Genomic DNA, 19,250 nt, shown 5'->3' on the forward strand with positions numbered 1-19,250 from the left:
ATAAAGGCAGGATACAAAGCCATTGTAGTGTGCAGGTCCGATGATCGATTTCTATCAGGAAAACAGGGCCATTGAAAAATGTAGCCCGCCTCATCCCCGCCGATGAAAATTTCCGACCTTTCGGATCCGATCACCCTGCCCGACTACTCTGCCCGATACTCTAGTCGGCAGCCCTATCCGATGATCACATTCGGCACCGGATCAGTAATCGATCTGATTTCCCAGCGCAGCCTGTTCTGCCCACCTGTCTCAATGAACTCGGCGGCGTTATGGCTGCGAATGCCGGCCGTGGTGCGCAGTTCGATCTTGCCGGTCATCTGGTAGCCCAGTGCGGTCAGACGTTCTTCATACTGATCGGGAACAAAGCCGCCGCGTATTTCAACAGTGTTAGAATCTGCGCGGAAAAACATTTCAAGGATTCGCGAATTGCGCCGGACAAACACAAAGCTTTTATCGCGCATGATGTTGCTGCGCCGTTCATAGACGATATTAAATATCCCCATGCCCTGGTAGGTCAGCTGCTTGACGCCGGAATCGCGTTTCAGGTCGGCCAGAACCTTGGCAACCCGTTCCTCTTCCTCGTCGGCATCAATTTCTTCATTCAGAAGGGCCTCGGTAATTGTCGACTGAACCAGAAGCCCGCGATAGCTGAACCGGTAATCGCCATTCTGTTCGACATTAAGATCGATGGTGAAGGCTTCGGGAAGATAACAGCTAACCAGCATCAGGGGCGCTATAATCGCCAACAGAGCCCCACGGGCGATTAATTGGCCCCGATGGACAGCAACCCTGCGCAACGACGCTACAAGCGCGGAAAACGGGATTTTGGAAATCATGGTCATCGCAGCGTCATCCTGACTTTGGGGGGCTTAATCAAGCTTGCCTGTCAGGCGCAATGGCGTCAACCGTTGCATCACGTTCCGATTCTTCAAAAGGATTCGGGGTGCACTGCGATAAGACGCTGATTCGCAAAAAGAAAATCGAATTGCCCAGAAATGCAAAAAGCCGGCACGAAGCCGACTTTTGCAAGAATGGTGGGTGATGAGAGATTCGAACTCCCGACCCTCTCGGTGTAAACGAGATGCTCTAACCAGCTGAGCTAATCACCCGTATTTTGATGCCCCGTTTTGCGGAAGCGGGCGGAACATAACATGCTTTTTTGAAAAAGCAATGCCGGTGACGCTCGTCACCGGCATTTTTTTTCAGAACATCGTCAAACTTAGTTGACGGCGTCCTTAAGACCCTTGCCAGCCTTGAATTTAGGCTGTTTCGATGCCGGAATGTCGATTTCTTCACCGGTGCGCGGGTTGCGACCTTTTGAAGCAGCGCGAGCAGCGACAGCGAAGGTACCGAAACCGACGAGACGAACTTCGTCACCGCCTTTGAGAGATTCGGTAATGGAATCGAAAACAGCGTCAACGGCTTTAGCAGCGTCTGCTTTGGACAGATCGGCTTTAGCAGCTACACTTCCAACGAGATCGTTTTTATTCACTTCCTGGCCCCCTTATTGGACGTTCGGAGTTATGAGGAAATTTGGTTTGCCCCAAACCTGTTGCATCGGCAGTGTAAGCAGGTAGCCAACATCCCGTCAATGCGACAGTCGCAGTTTTCTGCGGTTTCGAACGTTTTTTTGATTTTTTTCGCCTTTACAGCAACACGGCTGTGGATCATTGCCGATTCTGGGCCAAAGTTATCCACAGAAAAGGGGGGATGACAGCGCCATCCCCCCTTGAATTCAGACCTTTTTGACGTCAATCAGTGCGTGGTAACACCACCGACTTCCGATTCTTCGCCGTCCTTGGTTTTGACAGCGACGTCATCCACTTCTTCTTCTTCCCACTCGATGGGAACCAGCGGATTGACCAGCGCATGGCTGAGAACCTCGTCAACATGGGAAACCGGAATGATTTCCATGCCACGTTTGACGTTGTCCGGAATGTCTTCCAGGTCCTTTTCATTTTCCTGCGGGATCAGGACGGTTTTGACACCGCCGCGCAATGCCGCAAGAAGCTTTTCTTTCAAACCACCAATCGCAAGCACACGACCGCGAAGCGTGATTTCGCCCGTCATCGCGACATCCCGGCGAACCGGATTGCCCGTCAGAACCGAAACCACCGACGTCACCATGCCAACACCAGCCGACGGACCGTCTTTTGGTGTCGCCCCTTCCGGAACGTGAACGTGAATGTCACGTTTCTGGAACAGGGTCGGCTTGATCCCGAACTGGGTGGCGCGCGACCGGACAAACGAGGTTGCCGCCTGAATCGATTCTGTCATGACTTCACCGAGCTTGCCGGTGGTTTTCATGTTGCCCTTGCCCGGCACGGTGACCGATTCAATCTGCAACAGATCGCCGCCGAATTCGGTATAGGCCAGACCGGTAACAACACCGACCTGATCTTCGCCTTCGGTTTCGCCATAACGGAACTTGCGAATCCCGGCATATTTGCCAAGCGTGCGCGGCGTTACGCGAACGGTTTTCAGGTTCTCAAGCATGATGCGCTTGGTCGCCTTACGGGCAAGCTTTGCCAGCTCACGCTCAAGGCTACGCACACCGGCCTCTCGGGTGTAGTACCGGATCAGATCCCGCAATGCGTCGTCCGAAATGCTCCACTCGCCTTTTCTCAGGCCGCTTTCCTTGACCTGTTTCGGGATCAGGTGGCGCTTGGCGATCTCAACCTTTTCATCTTCGGTGTAACCCGAAATCCGGATGATCTCCATACGGTCGAGCAACGGCTGCTGCATGCGCAGGCTGTTGGCAGTCGTCACGAACATCACATCCGAAAGATCGTAATCGACCTCAAGATAGTGGTCGTTAAAGGTCGAATTCTGTTCCGGATCAAGAACTTCAAGCAACGCCGAAGCCGGATCGCCGCGGAAATCCGAACCCATTTTTTCAATCTCGTCGAGAAGGAAAAGCGGGTTGGAGTATTTCGCCTTTTTCATGCCCTGGATGATTTTGCCTGGCATGGAACCGATATAGGTCCGGCGATGACCGCGAATTTCAGACTCGTCACGCACCCCGCCAAGCGACATGCGCACAAACGTACGACCGGTCGCATTCGCAATCGATTTCCCAAGCGAGGTTTTACCAACGCCCGGAGGACCGACAAGGCACAGAATCGGGCCTTTGACTTTTTTGACGCGCGCCTGAACGGCAAGATATTCAAGGATGTGTTCCTTGACCTTTTCAAGACCGTAATGCTCCTTGTCGAGTACCTTCTTGGCCTTTTTCAGATCAAGCGAAACCCGCGAACGTTTGTTCCACGGAATAGACACCATCCAGTCAAGATAGTTGCGCACCACGGTGGCCTCGGCGGACATCGGGCTCATATTGCGCAGTTTCTTAAGCTCGGCCTGGGCTTTTTCCTTGGCTTCCTTCGGCATCTTGGCCTTGTTCAGCTTCTCTTCGATTTCAGAAGCTTCATCCTTGCCATCTTCGCCCTCGCCCAGTTCCTTCTGAATGGCTTTAAGCTGCTCGTTCAGATAGTACTCGCGTTGGGTTTTTTCCATCTGGCGCTTGACGCGGTTGCGGATTTTTTTCTCGACCTGCAAGACGCCGATTTCCGATTCCATGAAACCGAAAATGCGTTCCAGACGATCCCCGACAAGGGTGGTTTCCAGAAGTTCCTGTTTCTCGGAAATCTTGAGCGACAGATGCGACGCCACCGTATCGGCAAGCTTCGCAGGCTCTTCGATCTGATTAACCGATACCAGAACTTCTGGCGGTATCTTCTTGTTCAGCTTGATATACTGTTCGAACTGGGTCACGACGGAACGCGCAAGCGCTTCAAGCTCGCTATCGTCCTCATCCGCTTCCTCACGAACAGCGGCATAAGCCTGGAAAAATTCAGGATTGTCGACGAAACCGGAAATCTCTGCACGCTTGCCACCTTCGACAAGCACCTTGACCGTCCCGTCCGGCAGCTTCAGAAGCTGCAACACGGTTGCGACAGTACCGATTTCGTACAGATCCTTGACCGACGGATCATCAAGACCCGCGTCTTTCTGGGTAACAAGCAGAATCTGCTTGTCTTCGCGCATTACATCTTCAAGTGCGCGCACTGATTTTTCACGTCCGACAAACAGCGGAACAATCATGTGCGGGAACACTACGATGTCGCGCAACGGCAGTACCGGGTAAATTTCGCCACGCGCCAATTCAACCATTATGTTCTATTCCCTATTCTGAGCCAAAACGTTGCTGGGGTCCTGCCATAGGCCCCGCCAGTAACGCGAACATTCAAAAGATAATCTGAAATCCCCGCACCGCAATAGGATGCCGGTGCGGGATCAGAAATCAGGCACTGTGTTCGACACCTTCACGTCGTTCGGCATGGATCAGCAACGGTTTTGCCTTTCCTTCGACGACATCACGGTTGATCACAATTTCCTCGACGCTTTCAAGGGTCGGCAGATCAAACATGGTATCAAGCAGGATACCTTCCATGATTGACCGCAGGCCACGCGCACCGGTTTTACGCTCGATCGCCTTTTTGGCGATTCCCACCAGCGCATCAGGCTGGAAGGTCAGTTTCACGTCTTCCATATCGAACAGACGCTGATACTGCTTGATAAGCGCGTTTTTCGGCTCGGTCAGAATCTTGACCAGCGCATCCTCGTCGAGGTCTTCAAGCGTTGCCAGGACCGGCAGACGACCGATGAATTCCGGAATAAGGCCGAATTTCAACAGATCCTCGGGCTCAACTTCGCGCAGGACTTCGCCGGTACGACGGTCTTCGGGACTGCGGACATCCGCACCAAACCCGATCGCACTGCCCTTGCCACGCTGCGAAATCACCTTATCCAGACCAGCGAAGGCACCGCCCACGATGAACAGGATATTGGTAGTGTCGACCTGCAGGAATTCCTGCTGCGGGTGTTTACGGCCGCCCTGCGGCGGAACCGATGCAACCGTACCTTCCATGATCTTCAGAAGGGCCTGCTGCACACCCTCGCCCGACACGTCACGCGTGATCGACGGGTTGTCGGACTTGCGTGAAATCTTGTCGACCTCGTCGATATAGACGATGCCACGCTGTGCACGCTCGACATTGTAGTCAGCCGCCTGAAGCAGCTTGAGAATGATATTCTCGACGTCCTCACCGACATAACCTGCTTCGGTAAGGGTCGTGGCATCAGCCATGGTGAAAGGCACATCAAGGATGCGCGCAAGCGTCTGCGCCAGAAGCGTCTTACCACAACCGGTCGGACCGACCAGCATGATGTTCGACTTGGCAAGTTCGATATCCTCGTTCTTGCTGGCATGATGCAGGCGTTTGTAGTGGTTGTGAACCGCGACAGAGAGAACTTTCTTCGCATGGCCCTGACCGATCACATAATCGTCAAGAACCTTGCAAATCTCTTGCGGAGAAGGCACCCCGTCAGCCGATTTGACGAGATGGGTTTTGTGCTCTTCGCGGATGATGTCCATGCAAAGCTCTACGCATTCATCACAGATGAATACGGTTGGACCGGCGATGAGCTTGCGAACCTCGTGCTGGCTCTTTCCACAGAAAGAACAATACAGAGTGTTCTTGGAGTCCCCGCTATTCGATTTGCTCATACAAACCCCAATTACGTTTGACGTTATCTTTTATCGCCATGTTAGCCGGTAAACGATACCGATCTCAACGTTTAATCTGCGCTTATCGGCCATATGGCCACATGTTTGATATGGGAGCGCACCCAAGGATGCGAAACCCCTGTTCATTATCACCTGAACGTTATGGAATTTCGCATGTTCCAAACAATGTCACAGAACCTACTTATACGTCCTGTCTATGACCAGAGGATGAATGTGCGCAAGCCATAAAAAAAACGCCCCGGCAAAACACCGGGGCGTTTTCATCGGATCGTTATGCAACGATCAATCTTTTTTCGCATCAGACTCCGGCTTCGGACGCGACGTTACCACCTCGTCAATCAGGCCGAATTCCTTGGCCTGATCCGGGGTAAGGAAGTTATCACGCTCCATCGCGTCTTCAATCGTCTTGAGATCACGGCCGGTATGTTCGACATAAATCTCGTTAAGACGCTGACGCAATGCCAGAATTTCGCGGGCATGGATTTCGATATCCGACGCCTGCCCCTGGAACCCGCCGGACGGCTGGTGAATCATGACGCGCGCATTCGGCAGGCAGTAACGCTTGCCCTTTGCACCGGCCATCAGCAACAGCGACCCCATGGAAGCCGCCTGCCCCATGCACACCGTGGAAACATCGCAACGGATGTATTGCATGGTGTCATAGATCGCCAGACCCGACGTCACAACCCCGCCCGGGGAGTTGATATAAAGCGAGATATCCTTGTCCGGGTTTTCCGATTCGAGATGTAGCAACTGCGCGCAGATCAGTGACGACATGCCGTCATGGACCTGGCCGTTGATGAAGACGATCCGCTCCTTGAGAAGACGGGAAAAGATGTCATAGGCCCGTTCACCACGGCTGGTCTGTTCAACCACCATCGGCACGAGCGAGTTCATCTGTGCTTCAATCATCGACTGCAATCTCCTTGCTGCATCCTAAACCGGTATGTCGGACGGATTACTTCTCTTCCGATTTATCGGCTTTTTTCTTGGCAGCCGGCTTCTTGTCAGCAGATTTCTTGGCCGGAGCCTCTTTGTCTGCATCTTTTTTAGCCGATGCCTTCTTGGCAGCCGATTTCTTCTTCGGAGCTTCGTCTTCCTCTTCCGGTTTCAGAAGGTCTTCGACCGAAACGGTCTTGTCTTCTACCTTGGCGAGTTCGACGATGTAATCCACGACCTTGTCTTCATATACAGGGCCCTGAAGCGCCTGCAAGGCCTGCGGGTTATTTTTGTAGAATTCAATAACCTGCTGTTCCTGCCCCGGATATTTCTGGGCCTCGGCAACAAGGACCTTGTTCACGTCTTCCTGGGTAACCTGGATTTCGTTTTTACGGCCGACTTCTGCCAGAAGCAGACCAAGAAGAACACGGCGTTCTGCGATTTCGCGGAACTCGTCGGTCAGTTCTTCTTCGGACTTGCCTTTGGTCTCGTCATCTTCCTGACCCGCATCACGTGCCTGTTTGATCTGGGCAATGATGCCTTCCAGCTCGTTCTCGACCAGACTGGTCGGCAGTTCGAAGCTGTGGTTTTCGGCCAATGCATCAAGCAGCTGGCGTTTCAGTTTCTGACGGGCAACCGATTCGTACTCGCGACCGAAATCCTTGCGGATTGCGTCTTTGAGGGCGTCAAAGCTTTCCTGACCGAGTTTCTTGGCGAGTTCATCGTCAAGAGCAGCCGGTTTCTTTTCCTTGATTTCCTTGACGGTTACGTCGAACTCGGCATCTTTGCCTGCAAGTTCAGCCGCACCATAGGCTTCCGGGAATTTCACTTTGACGACAACTTCGTCACCGGCATTAACGCCGGTAAGCTGGTCTTCGAAACCTTCGATGAACGAACCCGAACCAAGTTCAAGTTCGTAATCTTCGGCTTTACCGCCTTCAAAAGCTTCGCCGCCGATTTTGCCAAGGAAATCGATGACGACAACGTCACCGGCTTTCGACTTGCGCTTGCGTGCGAGCGGCTCGGTGGTGCCTTGCGCTGCTGCAATACGGTCAAGGGTTTCGTTGACTTTCACATCGTCAAGTTCAACGACTTCGCGGGTCAGTTTCAGCTTTTTGAAGTCCATCGGTTCGATAGCCGGAATGACTTCGACAGCAATGGCGAACTCAAGGTCCTTGCCTTCGTCAAACGAGGTCACTTCGATTTTCGGCTGAACGGCCGGACGCAGGTCATTGTCGTTAAGAACCTTGCCGGTGTTTTCGTTTACAGCGGCTTCGAGAACTTCGCCCATGACAGCCTGGCCATAGCGCTGGCGCAGCAGTTTCGCCGGAATCTTGCCCGGACGGAAGCCCGGCAGGCGAACCTGGTCTTTGATCTCGTCGAGTTTGGCGACGACTTTTTCTTCGATCTGAGCGGCGGGCACAACGACTTTGAACTCGCGCGCCAGGCCTTCGTTTTTGGTTTCAGTAACCTGCATAGATAACTCTTTTGCTTGGTTCGAATAATGTCCGTTACGCGACGCAGTCCGGACCTCAGAAAGTCAATATGACTAAACGAATATGCATCCTGGTCTTAATTTATGGTCAGCTTATGGTACGGGCGAAGGGACTCGAACCCCCACGGATTGCTCCACTGGAACCTAAATCCAGCGCGTCTACCAGTTCCGCCACGCCCGCACACAAGCATACCAAACACACCGGAAGTACCGGTGTGGGTGCGCCTTAATACAAACTTCGATCATGTCATGCAAGCATCGCCTTTTAGACAGATGCATTCAGGTGGAAAATTAATTTGAAACGGGCCGGTTTTCTGCGTTCTACAAGATTGTTGGAAGGTTCAAAAAACTGCCCGAAAAAGCATTTTCGCCCATCAAACATCGGCTTCAGGGGGCCGAACGCAGCCGATTTGCGATAGAACTAGCGCCTCATCCAGACATCACTTGGGCACGCCACGCCAAAGCTGCCCCAGCAGAACCGGCAGATGATGCGGAATATCCTCGGCAATCAGACCGGGACCAATATCCCCCCCGGCACGCGCATGAAGCCACGCCCCCATGCAGGCAGCATCAAACATTTCCATCCCCTGTGCCATTAACCCGCCGATAATTCCGGCCAGTACATCCCCCGATCCGGCTGTTGCCAGCCACGGCGCATCGATCGTGTTGATTGCCGCCCGGCCATCTGGGGCGGCAACAACCGTATCCGCCCCCTTGATCAGGACGGTCGCACCGCTTCGCTTGGCTGCGGCCCGTGCCCGGCTTAGCTTGTCGCCTTCGATATCAGGAAACAGACGGGCAAATTCGCCTTCATGCGGCGTTAACACCGTTGGCCCCTGAATGGCAAAAAACAGCGTGCTTGGCTGTTCGGCGAAACTGGTCAGCGCATCGGCATCCAGAACCGTGCACCGACAATAATGCAGCAACGTAATGATCCGGCTGCATGTTTCATCCCCAACGCCGAATCCCGGCCCGATCACCAACGCGTTGTGACGACAATCCTTTAACAGGTCATCAAGGGTCGCAATCGGTGCCGTCATGATGCCGGGGCTATCCGCGGCATAAACCGAAAGGCTTGCGGGTTCTGCCACAACTGTAAGCAACCCTGCCCCGGCACGGCGCGCCGCCCTTGCCACCAGCCGGCCTGCCCCGGTCATGGTCGCCCCGCCAATCACCAGCAAATGCCCCCGATGATATTTATGCCCATCCACACCGGGCCAGTTGATGCCCGCCCGCCACACACCGGGCTCATTACATACAAGCATCGGACGGATATCGCGGATCGTCTGATCGGCGATACCGATGTCACGCACAATCACCTGACCGCACAGAATACGACCGGGCAAAAGATAGTGCCCCGGTTTCGGACGGCAGAATGTCACGGTGACGTTCGCCTTGACGGAAATACCGCGAACCGCGCCGGAATTGCCATCAACCCCGCTTGGCACATCAACCGCAACAACCGGCACGCCGGAATCGTTTACAGCCTGCACCAGACTGGCAAGATCACCCTCAATTGGCCGCGCAAGCCCCGCGCCAAACAGACAATCAACCACCAGATCGGCCCCGACCAGCAATGCAGGCGAAAGCCGCTCGACCGCCCCTTCCCAGCGTCCCGCATTCAGGGCGGCATCCCCGGTCAGCTTTTCAACATCGCCAAGCAGCCCCAACCGTACCGACCACCCGGCATTGCGTAAAAGGCGAGCAATAACAAAGCCATCGCCGCCATTGTTCCCCGGCCCGCATAACACCGTTGCGACACGCGTCGTCCACCGCGACACGATTTCGGCAACAACAGACGCACCGGCATTTTCCATCAAAACGTCGCCAGATGTGCCAGCTTCAATGGTTCTGCGGTCGGCTTCGTACATCTGTTCAGTAGTGAGGACTTCGAACATTTTCACCTGTCACATTCGGTACATTGGCGTGCTTGCCGGATCATCCGGAAAACGAACAGACACCGGTAGCTATTTGTTTTCCCGATCAGTATATTGCAAACGCAATCGCGAGTCAGAGACTAACGCGTACTTAACGATCCGTAACGAGGCTTTTCCGGTATGCATGTTGTCGTGATGGGCGCTGGCGTCATTGGGACGACGGCGGCTTGGTATCTTTTGGAAAACGGCCATCAGGTTACGGTCATTGACCGACAGCACGCCGCAGGTCAGGAAACCAGCTTTGCCAATGGCGGCCAGATTTCCGCCTGCCATGCCACACCGTGGGCAAATGAACATACCCCCGCACAGATACTGAAATGGCTTGGCCGCGAAGAAGCGCCGCTGTTGTTCCGGATGCGCTGGGATCCGCAACTGTTTTCATGGGGCCTCCGGTTCCTGCGCAACTGCACCGATAAACGGGCACGCGTGAACCTTGAAAAGGCACTGCGCGTTGCGACATACAGCCGCGCCTGCCTAAAAGACCTGCGCAGCAGCCTTGGTCTTGAATATGACCATCTCGAACAGGGTATTCTTCACGTCTGTCGAAACGAAGACGAACTGGCAACGGTCGAAAAGGCAACCCGCCAGATGCAGGAATTTGGTCTGAACCGCCGCATGGTCAGCGCCACCGAATGCCTTGAAATCGAACCAGCCTTGCGCGACAGCAATGCCAAAATCATCGGCGGCAGCTTTACCCCCGACGATGAAAGCGGGGATGCGCGAAAATTTACCGAACTTCTGGCAGACCGCTGCCGTGAACGCGGTGCCATCTTCAGGCTCGACACCACCATCACCGGACTTAAACAGGATCAGGGCCGCATTGCCGCCGTCAGCACCGATCAGGGCGATATTTCCGGTGATCGTTATCTGATGTGTCTGGGCAGTTACAGCCCGCTTCTGTTAAAGCCGCTTGGTATCCATTTGCCGGTTTACCCGTGCAAGGGATATTCGATCAGCATCGATACCACCGGCCATAACGGCGCCCCCCGGGTAGCCCTGATTGATGACAGTGTGAAGATGGTCTATTCGCGGCTTGGAAACCGGCTCCGCGTCGCGGGAACGGCGGAACTGGACGGCTATAATCTTAGAATGTCGGAACGACGCCAAAAAATGATTGCCGACAAGGCATTCGAATTGTTTCCAAATTCCGGTGATCGTTCAACAATCGAGTTCTGGTCGGGACTTCGTCCTGTAACACCTGATTCTGCCCCTGTTATTAGTGATACCAAATATGATAATCTGTATCTGAATACGGGGCACGGGACTTTGGGGTGGACGATGAGTTGTGGTTCTGGAAAGGCTGTCGCCGATCTCATTGACGGACGCAAACCCGATATCTCGCTTATTGGACTGGGTATCGACCGTTTTTAAACGATTGATTGCTGGATAACGATGGGACCAGGGGCCGACATGACCACAGACTCCCCGATTGACGCGGAAACCGCGCCATTGGCAGATCAAGTCGTTCTGAACGCACTGCCCTATGCCGCCGTCATCTGCGAGCGTAGCGGCAAGGTTTTGCAGTGCAATGACGCCATGGCGAACCTGATCGGTGTTGCCCGCGACCGCATGATCGGGCGCAAGGCGGGCTTTCTGTCTGCCGGACTTCTCAATGACATTGATGATGTCTTTGCATCCGGTCGGACATGGCGCGGCGATATCGTGCTGGTCAATGCCAGCGATGAAAGCCACATGTGCGATCTGTCCATCGCCCCACTGGAATATTTCCGCGAAAACGAAACACGCACAGCTGTCCTGATGACGCTGCTTGAAAATGACAGGCAGCAACAGGCCGAGCGCACCTTGATGGAACAGAATCGCGAACGCTCGGACGCCAATGCTTCAAAATCCGACTTCATTGCTAATATGGGGCATGAACTGCGCACCCCGCTTAATGCGATTATCGGCAATTCCGAATTGATCGCCGAAGGCGTGCTGGGCGATATTTCCGACAGCTATCGTGACTGCGCGCGCGACGTGTACGAGGCCGGAACGCATCTGCTTGAACTCGTGAACAATGTTCTTGATGTCTCGAAGCTTTCGAATGGCTCGATGGCTTTGCAACTGGCAGAAGACGATATTGTTTCTGTAACGCAGGAAGCAACAAAACTAGTCAGCGACGACATCAAAAAACGGCATCACAAACTGATCCTGAATTTGCCGCAAAAACCATTGGTGATGCCATGTGATCGCCTGAAACTGAAGCAAATCCTGATAAACATCCTCAGCAACGCCGCCAAGTTCACCCCCGACAAGGGAGAGATTTCCGTAACATTGACGGTCTTGGACGACGAAATCTGTTTTGCCATTCAGGATAATGGTGTCGGCATGAGTCCGAACGACATTCCACGTGCGCTTGCCCGGTTCTCCCAATTGCACCCATCAGGGGTCAAGGAAAGTGCCGGAACGGGACTTGGTTTGCCGCTGGCCAAGCTTTTGGTTGAATTGCACGGTGGACGACTAAGCATCGAAAGCGACCTTGGCAAGGGCACAACAGTACGAATCACCCTGCCCCGCGTTTAGGTTTTATGTCGTAAAAACATGAAGGCCCGGCAGAACATTGCCAGGCCTTGTGCTTTATTGGGCGGCCGACTTGTTCATCTGATCGTGGCGCATCCGGATTTCTTTGGGCCAGCGGCTTTTGATATAGGACAGGGATGCTATGATTTCCTCATCCGTCAGAACTTTTTCAAAGCCGGGCATCGCAGACTGATAACCATCACCGATCATTTTCGCCGGACCATATTTGGTCAATGCAAACAGCAAATCATCCGGGTGATGCCAGGTATGGCCGGTTTCATCATGGGGAGGTGCAGGCAGCAAACCATCGTCGCGTCGTTCGCGCCAGTTTGCTTCCCCTTTAAAATCACGACCGTGGCAGGATGCACAATTGGCGTCATAGATTTTCTTGCCCATTGCAACCAGTTGCAAATTATCGGGTTGCAAGCGAACCTGCGTCGCATCTTTTTTAGGGTAGGCACCTGAAAAGACAACAGCAATCACCAGGATTGCGGACACGGCCACAGCTCCGCCGAGGGCAAAAATCGTTTTCTTCTTCAACGAATGTCTTCCTTCTTCAGATTTAAGCAGGCTATCCCGCGAGATCGTTGATGATAGGACAATGAGGACGATGATCGCCTTGGCATTCGTCAACCAGATGCGACAAGGTCTTTTGCAGACTTTGCAGTTCTGCGATCTTGCGTTCGATTTCGATCAGATGTGTTTTGGCAATCTGCTTCACATCTGCCGAAGCACGGTTTCGATCCTCGTAGAGCGACAGTAACACCCGGCAATCCTCTACCGAAAAGCCAAGCCCCCGGGAACGCTGCAAAAAGCGCAATTTGTGCAAGTCATCGTCGCTGTAGTCCCGGTAGCCGTTTTCAAGCCGACCGGGCTTTACCAGTCCGATATCCTCGTAATAACGGATGGTTTTCGCCGGAAGACCGCTATCGCGGGATGCATCGGAAATATTCATGGTTTTTCTCCGCGGACTTTCCAACCGCGCAGCAACAGCGAGTTGCTGACGACCGAAACCGAACTCAACGCCATCGCAGCCCCCGCAATCGCGGGGCTCAGGATACCGAACGCCGCCAACGGCACGCCGATCACGTTATAACCAAACGCCCAGAACAGGTTTTGGGCGATCTTGCGCCGTGTTGCGATCGACACATCAATTGCCCCCTCAACAAGTGCCGGGTCAGACCGCATCAGGGTAATGCCCGCCGTCTCCATGGCCACATCGGTACCGCCCCCCATCGCAATACCAACATCCGCCGCAGCCAAGGCTGGCGCATCATTGATACCATCGCCGACCATGGCAACATGACGGCCAACCTTGCGCAGTTTTTCGACCTCGCGCGCCTTGTCCTGCGGCCGGATACGACCGCGGCCTTCTTCAAGACCAAGCTGCTCTGCAACATAGGAAGCAACATCTTCACCGTCTCCAGACAACATGATGCTGTTGATCCCACGCGCTTTCAGATCGGCTATCGCCTGTTTAGCCGACGCACGAATCCGATCTTCCAGCGTGATGAACCCGGCGAACCTGCCGTCAATCGCAACCAGAATGAAGGTCTGGCCGCGCCCTTCGTAATCGGCAATCTGGCTGCCAAGATCACCATCTGGCAATCCAATACCAAGATCGGCAAGCATTGCCTCATTGCCTATAACGACATTGTGGTCTTCAACCTTTGCCTGAACACCGGCACCGGTTTTGCTGCTAAAATCAGTGATATCAGGAATTTTAATTTCCTGTTTGCGTGCGGCATTGACGATTGCACGCGCCAGCGGATGTTCGCTTGCGGCCTGCACGGCGGCAACCATACGCAGCAGTTCGGCTTCATCTGTGCCCTCTGCGGGTTTGATGTCTCGAACTGTTGGCTTGCCTTCGGTCAGGGTACCGGTTTTATCAAAAATGACGGTATCAACATTGTGTGCCTGTTCCAGCGCATCGAAGTTCCGGATCAGGATACCGCTTTTCGCCGCGGCCCCCGTGCCCGCCACCAGTGCGGTTGGTGTCGCAAGCCCCAATGCACAGGGGCAGGCAATAACAAGAACCGAAACAGCGGCCACAATCGATGCTTCCATCGTGGCACCGAATAAAAGCCATCCGCCAAAGGTAACCATGGCAATCAAGACGACCACGGGCACAAAAATCCCGGAAACTTTATCGACCAGTTTCTGAACCGGTGCCTTTCCGGTCTGGGCATGTTCAACCAGCCGAATGATCCGCGACAGTGTTGTATCTTCGCCGATTGCGGTGACTTCGACATCAAGCCGCCCGGTACCATTGACAGCACCACCAACGACCATATCCCCTGCCACACGCGCGATCGGGCGTGTTTCTCCGGTGATCAGGCTTTCATCAAGCTCACTTTCACCTGCTGAAACCTTGCCATCAACGGGAACACGTTCACCTGGCAAAACCCTGACGGTGTCACCGATAACAAGCTGGGCGATATCGATTTCAATTTCTCCTTTGGTTTCGTCAAGTTTACGCGCACGGCGCGGACGTAGCGCCATCAGTTCACGAATAGCCGCCGACGCACCGCGTTTGGCGCGTTCTTCCATGATTTTACCGGCAAGGATCAGGGTGATGATCGCGGCGGATGCCTCGAAATAAAGATGCGTCTGCCCGTCATGACCAGCCACAATCATGTTATAAAGGCTCAGGAAATAGGCGGCCGACGTGCCAAGTGCGACCAGCACGTCCATATTGGCACTGGCGTTACGCAACGCCATCCAGGCGCCGCGATAGAACCGCCAACCGATCAGGAACTGCACCGGGGTCGCCAGCACCAGTTCTACCCACGGGCTCAAATGAAAATCGACCCCCAGATACATCCAGATCATCTGGGCCACCAGCGGCGCGGTCAGGACAATAGAAGCCGCCAGCCACCAAAACGACTTGTCGGGATTCTTTTGGTCTGCGGGATCCTGCCCGTTTTCCTGACCCGATTTGCCTCGTGAAACAGCGTGATAACCGGCCTTTTCAACAGCCGCGATGACATCGGCGTCACCAACCTGTCCCGGTAAGGTATGAATATCGGCCCGCTCCAGTGCGAAATTGACACTGGCTTCCGTAACGCCGGGCAGTTTGCTCAATGCCTTTTCGACGCGAAGCGCGCAATTGGCGCAGGTCATGCCATCAATATCAAAAGACCGGCTTTCATCGGCAACAGAATAGCCCGCAGAACGGATGGTATCGGCCAGTTTGCTAACTGATGTCTGATCACGATCAAAGGTGACATGGGCAGAATTCAGCGCAAGGTTCACCTCGGACGATACACCGGGCAGCTTGCCCAATGCCTTTTCAATCCGACCGGCACAGGATGAACAAGTCATCCCGCCGATTTGCAGGGTCACTTCGCCACGCGCCCCTTCGTCCGTCGGTTTTTTCAAACCGGGGGCACCATTGCCACGAATTTCAGGGATGTCGGGTTCTGATCGCCTGTCCATTTAGGTCACCATTCCATGATCAATAACTTGATATGGGTGACCATAGAGGTTCCAGCAACTGGAAGGTCAAGCATAAAACGGGCGGATTGATTTTGCGTTATCAATTCACCCGCAAATATCTGATAAAAATAAAAAAACCCCGGACAATACCGGGGTTTTCAAATGACATTTGGCAACCTTAACCGTGCGGGTTCGGCTCGCCAACAGCGCGGAACTGGATATAGTTCGGCAAGCCCATCATATCGATTAGACGGATCTGCTGTTCAAGCCAATATGCATGGTCCTCTTCGCTGTCATCCAGCAGCGTGGTCAGCATATTGCGCGTCTGATAATCTTCTTCCTTCTCGGCAAGTTTAATCGCCTTTTTCAGAAGATCGATCACATGATATTCGTGCTCGAGATCGTTTTTCATCATCTCGGGCACGGTTTTGCCGATCTTGATCGGACTGCGCGACGCGGTATCGGGCACCCCTTCAAGGAACAGAATACGTTCGATCAGGCGTTTTGCATGTTCGAGTTCCTCGTCCTTTTCATGATGCATACGAGCATAAAGTGCATGCAAACCCCAATCGAGATACATCTCGGCATGGGTGTTGTACTGGTCGGCGGCGGACAATTCAGCCGTAAGCTGCTTGTTCAGCGCGTCGATAACCTTCTTGTTACCCTTCATGGCGTTTAAGCTCCTGATGTGTTAGTCGCCGTCGCCAGAACGGCTTTGAATATAATTCTGCATACCGACATTTTCGATCTGCCACTGCTCCGTTTCCAGCCAGTCGACATGTTCTTCCTGATCTTCAAGGAATTTGACCAGCAGATCGCGGGTTACAAAGTCTTCGGCCTTTTCGCAGGCGCTAATCGCCTCGCGCAGAAGCGGCAGGCTTGCCAACTCGAACTTCATGTCGCAGGAGACGATTTCCTCGACATTCTCGCCGATCATAAGCTTGTTCAAATTCTGAAGATTGGGCAGACCTTCAAGGAACAGAATGCGCTCGATGGTGTCATCGGCACGTTTCATTTCCTTGATCGAAAGTTTGTATTCGTACTCGCCCATTTCTTCCACGCCCCAGTCGCGGAGCATACGGGCATGCAGGAAATACTGGTTAATCGCCGTTAACTGGTTGGTCAGCACGCGATTAAGATAACTGATGATCTTGGGATCACCCTTCATGGTGGCACTCCTGATGATTGGGCTGTCCAAATAGTGGGATCGACCATTCCCCTTTTCAAGGGAAAACCGCGCCTTTGATTACCATTATCAATAATTTAGCCGATTTTTTGCAAATTTTCAGATCATGGCACACAAGTAAAAATCATTCGCGCAGCAACCATTGCGAATGAAAATCGGTCCGCCCGTTTTCGGTTGTTTTTGTTTGCTTCAACCAATCTCTGGGACCTTTTTTCGCGTACGAGTCGGAAATATGATTTTCGCTGCCGGAGGTCGCCCGTTAAATGTCTGCCATCAAATCGTTCCGTTTCATACTTGGTGATCAGCTGTCTGTTTCACTGGCAAGTTTAAGGGATGCCGATCCTGATCACGACTTGATTGTAATGGCGGAACCGAACAGCGAGGCAAACTATGTCGCCCATCACAGGCAGAAAATTGTCTTCATTCTGTCTGCGATGCGCCATTTCGCTCAGGAATTACGTGAAAAGGGTTTCGCGGTTTGTTATTTCGATTATGAGAACCAGCCGACCAATAGCTTTAGCGATGCCCTGAAACTGGCATTGAAAAATCATCCGGTAAAACAGGTAATCATTACAGAGCCCGGCGAATGGCGGATACGCACGGAAATCGAAACATGGGCGGACAAGTTCGGTATCGTCCTTGATGTTCGCGACGATGATCGTTTCTTTGCCCCACTTTCGGTATTTGCGGAATTTGCTGAAAACCGCAAGGAACTCCGTATGGAGTATTTCTATCGGCAACTGCGACGTACAACCGGTATCCTGATGGAACCGGATGGCAAACCGGTTGGCGGTCAGTGGAATTTTGATCACGATAATCGCAAACGCCTTCCCGATGATCACAGGCCGCCAAGCCCCCTGACTTTCAAACCGGATAGCATCACGCAGGCATTGCTCAACCGGGTTAAACAGGATTTCCCGAATGCCTGCGGGGATCACGAAAGTTTCGGCTGGGCGGTTACCCGACGCGATGCGCTTACAGTCCTTGATCACTTTATAGAACATCGATTGCCGCTATTTGGTGACTATCAGGATGCGATGACTGTAAAAAGCAGCACTGTTTATCACTCTCTTCTAAGCGGCTATATCAATGTCGGCCTTTTGCTCCCCGATGAAGTATGCCGTGCCGCTGAAAATGCCTATCGCGTCGGCAAGATACCAATCAACGCTGCCGAGGGCTTTATTCGTCAGATCCTTGGCTGGCGCGAATATGTGCGCGGGCTTTACTGGCATATGGGGCCCGATTACGGAAAAGGCAGTTATTTCGATGCCAGACGCCCCCTACCCGCCTTTTTCTGGGATGGGAATGTTGGGATGAACTGCCTGCATCACGCCATCACCGAAACGCTGGACAATGCCTACGCGCATCACATTCAGCGATTGATGGTGATTGGCAACTTTGCGCTTCTATCCGGTCTGGATCCAAAGGAAGTCTGTGAATGGTATCTGGCAGTTTATATCGACGCATTTGAGTGGGTGGAACTTCCCAACACCTTTGGCATGGCACTTTATGCCGACGGGGGAAAAATGGCGTCCAAGCCCTATGCTGCGAGTGGAAAATACATCAACCGGATGTCTGATTACTGTACGGCTTGCCAATACAGTCCCAATAAGAACACAGGGCCCGATGCATGCCCCTTTAATGCACTTTACTGGCACTTCCTGGATCGTAACGTCGATAAACTCGGCAAAAATCCGCGCCTTGCTATGCCATATCGCAATTGGTCGCGTATGAATGGGGACTGTAAAACGGCACTAATCGAACAGGCCGAACATTTCCTGACACAGATCGATACCGGAAAAATCCCAAAGCCATCACATCAGGCAAGCCTGTGGTAGCCGGGATCATCTGAAATACAGCGGCGTATTCAGAAGACAGAAAAACAAAAAGCCGGACGATTTGCCCGGCTTCTGCTTACACAGCGGCCTATAAACTGGCGCTGTCGAAATTTATTCTGGCTTAGGCGATCGCGTCACGAGCGGCTTTGCGCGCGACATCTTTAATCTGCCAGTGAGAAATTCCGACATCATCCAGGTCACGCTTGTCGAGATTGTAGAGTTCATTCGCAACAGAGCGTGCATAGGCCCAACGGCGAACAGCAACGAGAATACTGGACAAGAACATGTTGAACCTCCTTGGGTTAAGAAA

16 protein-coding genes and 2 tRNA genes are annotated in these 19,250 nt (G+C 53.2%); 3 read left to right on the forward strand and 15 right to left on the reverse strand.

Features of this window, described 5'->3' with window-relative positions; genetic code table 11:
- Positions 1-173: 173 nt before the first annotated feature.
- The 9 genes from SMB34_RS15360 to SMB34_RS15400 form a co-directional block, all read right to left on the reverse strand.
- Complete coding sequence (locus SMB34_RS15360; RefSeq protein WP_037991330.1) at positions 174-842, reverse strand: hypothetical protein; 669 nt, start codon at positions 840-842, stop codon at positions 174-176.
- A 190-nt stretch (positions 843-1,032) separates the two neighbouring features.
- Positions 1,033-1,109, reverse strand: a tRNA-Val gene (locus tag SMB34_RS15365).
- Between the two features lie 110 nt (positions 1,110-1,219).
- Positions 1,220-1,492, reverse strand: coding sequence for an HU family DNA-binding protein (locus SMB34_RS15370; RefSeq protein WP_007089403.1), 273 nt, complete (start codon positions 1,490-1,492; stop codon positions 1,220-1,222).
- 263 nt (positions 1,493-1,755) lie between these two features.
- Complete coding sequence (lon, locus tag SMB34_RS15375; protein WP_037991332.1) at positions 1,756-4,170, reverse strand: endopeptidase La; 2,415 nt, start codon at positions 4,168-4,170, stop codon at positions 1,756-1,758.
- A 130-nt stretch (positions 4,171-4,300) separates the two neighbouring features.
- Positions 4,301-5,566: an ATP-dependent Clp protease ATP-binding subunit ClpX gene (gene clpX, locus SMB34_RS15380; RefSeq protein ID WP_007089401.1), complete on the reverse strand. Its 1,266-nt coding sequence runs from the start codon at positions 5,564-5,566 to the stop codon at positions 4,301-4,303.
- Between the two features lie 303 nt (positions 5,567-5,869).
- Positions 5,870-6,499 (reverse strand): ATP-dependent Clp endopeptidase proteolytic subunit ClpP, encoded by a 630-nt coding sequence (gene clpP / locus SMB34_RS15385; RefSeq protein ID WP_007089400.1) that lies wholly within the window; start codon positions 6,497-6,499, stop codon positions 5,870-5,872.
- Between the two features lie 46 nt (positions 6,500-6,545).
- Positions 6,546-8,003, reverse strand: coding sequence for a trigger factor (gene tig, locus SMB34_RS15390; RefSeq protein WP_007089399.1), 1,458 nt, complete (start codon positions 8,001-8,003; stop codon positions 6,546-6,548).
- Positions 8,004-8,117: 114 nt separating this feature from the next.
- Positions 8,118-8,202, reverse strand: a tRNA-Leu gene (locus SMB34_RS15395).
- 259 nt (positions 8,203-8,461) lie between these two features.
- The gene (locus SMB34_RS15400; RefSeq protein WP_037991334.1) at positions 8,462-9,919 is read right to left on the reverse strand and encodes an NAD(P)H-hydrate dehydratase; all 1,458 of its coding nucleotides are present in this window, start codon (positions 9,917-9,919) and stop codon (positions 8,462-8,464) included.
- 159 nt (positions 9,920-10,078) lie between these two features.
- Between SMB34_RS15400 and SMB34_RS15405 the strand changes: the two genes are divergently transcribed.
- Together SMB34_RS15405 and SMB34_RS15410 are read left to right on the forward strand one after the other, a co-directional pair.
- Positions 10,079-11,329, forward strand: coding sequence for a D-amino acid dehydrogenase (locus SMB34_RS15405; RefSeq protein ID WP_037991335.1), 1,251 nt, complete (start codon positions 10,079-10,081; stop codon positions 11,327-11,329).
- Positions 11,330-11,368: 39 nt separating this feature from the next.
- Positions 11,369-12,481, forward strand: a complete 1,113-nt coding sequence (locus SMB34_RS15410; RefSeq protein WP_037991336.1) for a PAS domain-containing sensor histidine kinase — start codon at positions 11,369-11,371, stop codon at positions 12,479-12,481.
- 54 nt (positions 12,482-12,535) lie between these two features.
- Here the strand turns inward: SMB34_RS15410 and SMB34_RS15415 are convergent, their stop codons facing one another.
- From SMB34_RS15415 to bfr (SMB34_RS15435), 5 genes are all read right to left on the reverse strand, one after another.
- Positions 12,536-12,976 carry a c-type cytochrome gene (locus SMB34_RS15415; RefSeq protein WP_240478845.1) on the reverse strand — a complete coding sequence of 147 codons (441 nt, stop codon included), beginning with the start codon at positions 12,974-12,976 and terminating at the stop codon, positions 12,536-12,538.
- Positions 12,977-13,049: 73 nt separating this feature from the next.
- On the reverse strand, positions 13,050-13,433 hold the full coding sequence (cueR, locus tag SMB34_RS15420; protein ID WP_007089394.1) for a Cu(I)-responsive transcriptional regulator: 384 nt from the start codon (positions 13,431-13,433) through the stop codon (positions 13,050-13,052).
- Complete coding sequence (locus SMB34_RS15425) at positions 13,430-15,916, reverse strand: heavy metal translocating P-type ATPase (protein ID WP_084716645.1); 2,487 nt, start codon at positions 15,914-15,916, stop codon at positions 13,430-13,432. Before SMB34_RS15425 ends, cueR begins: the two co-directional genes overlap by 4 nt.
- Before the next feature lie 178 nt (positions 15,917-16,094).
- Entirely contained in the window at positions 16,095-16,586 is a 492-nt protein-coding gene (gene bfr / locus SMB34_RS15430) for a bacterioferritin (protein WP_007089392.1), read from the reverse strand.
- 21 nt (positions 16,587-16,607) lie between these two features.
- On the reverse strand, positions 16,608-17,084 hold the full coding sequence (gene bfr / locus SMB34_RS15435; protein ID WP_037991343.1) for a bacterioferritin: 477 nt from the start codon (positions 17,082-17,084) through the stop codon (positions 16,608-16,610).
- A gap of 281 nt (positions 17,085-17,365) precedes the next feature.
- On the opposite strand from bfr (SMB34_RS15435), the gene SMB34_RS15440 reads away from it, so the two are divergent.
- The gene (locus SMB34_RS15440) at positions 17,366-18,940 is read left to right on the forward strand and encodes a cryptochrome/photolyase family protein (RefSeq protein WP_037991350.1); all 1,575 of its coding nucleotides are present in this window, start codon (positions 17,366-17,368) and stop codon (positions 18,938-18,940) included.
- Positions 18,941-19,061: 121 nt separating this feature from the next.
- On the opposite strand, the gene SMB34_RS20925 is transcribed toward SMB34_RS15440, so the two are convergent.
- The gene (locus SMB34_RS20925) at positions 19,062-19,226 is read right to left on the reverse strand and encodes a DUF1127 domain-containing protein (RefSeq protein WP_007089389.1); all 165 of its coding nucleotides are present in this window, start codon (positions 19,224-19,226) and stop codon (positions 19,062-19,064) included.
- Positions 19,227-19,250: the final 24 nt, after the last annotated feature.

The organism is Thalassospira permensis NBRC 106175 (genome assembly GCF_000714555.1).
GTDB classification, from domain to species: Bacteria; Pseudomonadota; Alphaproteobacteria; order Rhodospirillales; family Thalassospiraceae; genus Thalassospira; species Thalassospira xiamenensis.